A 3,248-nucleotide genomic window follows, 5' to 3' on the forward strand; every position below is an offset into this window, starting at 1 on the left:
AGTCCCTTGGTGCTCGAGTTCTCCCGGCTTGCCTCCGCTCTGTTTTTTAGCGACTTTCCAAAGTTTCATCAACTTTTTTGATTTTTTGTCCGATCGACTTAACAGTCTCAACACTATTCTGGTATTCAGGATAAGTCATATCGATCGAGTCCAGACATGTTTTGATCTGATTCTTGATCACATTTTCGTTATCAACGGCCTTCTTGGTCAATTCAATGTAAACTTTACGACCGTCTTCAGGAACGTGAGTCCGTGTGAACCATTCGTCTTTTTCCATCCGTTTCAATAATGGTGTCAAAGTACCCGTGTCCAGTTTCAAACGAGCACCGATCTCTTTGATCATCATTGGACGTTTCTCTTCCCACAAAACTAACAAAGTTAAGTATTGTGGATAGGTCAAGTTAAAGTCCCTTAAAGACTCTGAATAAAACTTCGTATAAAATTTTTGTGCCGAATAAATCGCAAAACAAAGCTCGTTTTCAATATGCTCTGGTTTATATTCTTTCATGGAAATTCTCCTCTTTATAAATAATCAGGCTCATATAAGAGTTCCAACTATCAACAACTGATCATTTGACTATTGCGGATCGACTACGACTGCTCGACGTGGTTCGTTGCCCCTAGAATACGTTTTAACATGCTCATTATCTGCCAAACTAGTGTGGATCACTTTGCGTTCCAATGCTGGCATTGGATCTAACGTGATCGGTTTACCTGCAGCAATCGCATCACGAGCCGTTTTTTGTGCCAAATGCGACAAAGTTTCCGCCCGACGATCGCGATAATTAGCAACATCTAAAATTACACGAACACGGCGACGCACACGCTTATCCAAAAAGTCTTGAGCTAATAACTGTAGCGAATTTAGATTCTTACCGCGTTTGCCGATCAGCAAACCTTCTTGTTCTGTCTCAAAATCATAATAAACTGTATGTTTTTCAGGTGTAACATTGATCGTCGCACTGATCCCCATGTTTTTCGTGATCTCTGCCAAGTAATTACCCAGATCTACTAGCACATCTTCAAATGATCTATCAGGTTTTTCTTGAGCCTTAGCGGGGGCCTTAGCTGAAACTGATGCAGCTTTTGGCTGCTGTTTAGGTGCTGATTTAGCCTGCTTTTTTTGTACGCTAGACTTTTCTTTTTGTGCCTGATCAGCTGTAGCTTCTTTTACAGCCTGATGCTTTGGCTTATTCTCTTTTTCTGGAGCCGACTTTTCAGATCGTTTTGCTTGTTTAACAGTCACTTCAACCGAGGCCAATTTTTTCCCGATCCCTAAAAAACCTTTTTTACCGTTCGAAATAACTTGAACGTCAACTTGTGCACGGGTTACATGTAAATCAGTCAAACCTGCAGAAATCGCTTCTTCGACTGAATTTCCTTCATATTTCGTCGGTGTTCCCTCCTGTCATTTATATATTATTTCTTCTTCCAAAAATAACCGCATGAAAGCGCAGTTAACATACTTTAGTATACCACAACATACTTCAAGTGATGCACAGATTTTAGAATTGTCAACCCCACAAAAAACTATGAGTATCATAAATTATTGTATTCTAACATAAGAACTATTTTTTGTGAAATGTTAATCAAGTTGATTAATTACGCATCAAGAAATTATTATCCTTTTCAGTGTAAAAAACACAAAATAACCCATTGTCTGATCTCATTTTCCAGTTTAACAAAAGCTCGTATTTTTCCTGGTTTCCCTAGGCAAAATACGAGCTTTTTTTCTTTGCTCAATTGACACCAAGCAACTAACTAGTGTCATTGATCTACTAAATAAATTCAGTTACCGCTGCTGCTAAAACAATAATTATCAAACCAATGACCGTGATCGTCATTTCCTTTTTGGTTTTCTTTTGACCCAAGAACCAAATACCCGTCAAGGTTGCCAGGATCACTGAGGTCTGTGACAAAACAAAACCTGTAGCCAAACCATTCATATCCGGTTGAGCTGAGATCAAGTATGTCAAAGCACCAAAAGCAAAGAAGAATCCTGCGATGATCTGCTTATATGACAAACTATCCTTCAAAGGCTTTTCTCCTTGTCCTTTGAACGTCATGATGATCCCATAGACGATACCAACAAGAAGCATACCGATAGATTGCGGCAAGAAAGCATGCATGCCGTCAATATGGGCTGCTTGCGGCGCTTCTGAATATGTCCAATACCCAATTTCACCAATTGCTAACCATAAAACGGCTTTTTTCAAATAGCCTGATTTTTCAGAAGTTTTATGTTCTGACCAAACTGTCATATATACTCCGATAATAATTGCAACCAAAGCCAAAATCCCGATAATTTTGCTGGTAACACCATGCCAATCACCTAAGTAAAATGCACCCCAAAGAGAAGCACCCAACAACTGAAAAGCTGTCGTAATAGGCATAGCACGTGAAGAACCAACCAAACCAAATGACATAAAAGTAACGATCTGTGCACAAGCCCAACCAACACCAGAAATAATTGATAATACTAAAGCTGAACCACTTGGCATTGGAATTCCCTGTACCCAAGCAAAGATCACTGCAAAGATAAAGGTACCAGCTGTGGCACCTAAAATTTGATGCGATGGTTTACCGCCAATTTTAGAAGCAATCGTTGGAAACAAGCCCCAACCTAGTAAAGGACCAAGGCCTACTAAAAGTGCTACTGCATTCATTATTTATCCTCCTGCTCAAACGAAACAAAGTTTTTGTCTCTTTCTTTTCTCTCATTACTCTTCCATATCTGACCTCTCCAAATCAGATATGCAGCAAATCCGTTAAAATACGACATTACTTTCCAACATAATATTGGCAAAAGGTGTCATTTCACCAGTTCTAACAAAGGCTTTGCAGTCTTTCAGGTCTGACTTCAATTCTTCATGAGTGATGAATTCAATTGGTGTTTCTGGCAAACGTTCTTTGATCTGTTTCAACATATCTGGATTTTCAGTCTTGATCTCTTCAGCCAAATAGATTTTTTGAATTTCCAATTCTTCCAAGACATTGTTTAAGACATCCATGAAACTTGGGATCCCACGAGTAACAGATAAGTCGATCTTTTCAGTCCCATCTGGAACTGGAGTACCTGCATCGCCAATGGCTAATTTGTCAAAATGCCCCATTTGTGAAATTACCCGTGATAGATTCGAATTGATAACTGCTGTCTTTTTCATGAACTATACTTCCTTCCATATAAATCAAAAATCTTAGTCAAGCTACTGAGCTACTCAAGCCAGAACTTTCCGCCCAATCAACTC

3 protein-coding genes and 1 pseudogene are annotated in these 3,248 nt (G+C 39.2%); all 4 read right to left on the minus strand.

All coding sequences use genetic code 11. The features are described 5' to 3' along the window. Positions 1-46 precede the first annotated feature (46 nt). Positions 47-508 carry a MarR family winged helix-turn-helix transcriptional regulator gene (locus FC65_RS09725; protein WP_056972521.1) on the minus strand — a complete coding sequence of 154 codons (462 nt, stop codon included), beginning with the start codon at positions 506-508 and terminating at the stop codon, positions 47-49. 69 nt (positions 509-577) lie between these two features. Further along, positions 578-1,375: pseudogene (jag, locus tag FC65_RS12805) on the minus strand (RNA-binding cell elongation regulator Jag/EloR); the annotation flags it as partial. Positions 1,376-1,778: 403 nt separating this feature from the next. Then, entirely contained in the window at positions 1,779-2,666 is an 888-nt protein-coding gene (gene rbsU, locus FC65_RS09735) for a ribose/proton symporter RbsU (RefSeq protein ID WP_056972524.1), read from the minus strand. Between the two features lie 102 nt (positions 2,667-2,768). Beyond that, positions 2,769-3,164 carry a D-ribose pyranase gene (gene rbsD, locus FC65_RS09740; RefSeq protein ID WP_010497730.1) on the minus strand — a complete coding sequence of 132 codons (396 nt, stop codon included), beginning with the start codon at positions 3,162-3,164 and terminating at the stop codon, positions 2,769-2,771. Positions 3,165-3,248 lie beyond the last annotated feature (84 nt).

The sequence above is a fragment of the Ligilactobacillus acidipiscis DSM 15836 genome, assembly GCF_001435755.1.
Classification (GTDB): Bacteria; Bacillota; Bacilli; order Lactobacillales; family Lactobacillaceae; genus Ligilactobacillus; species Ligilactobacillus acidipiscis.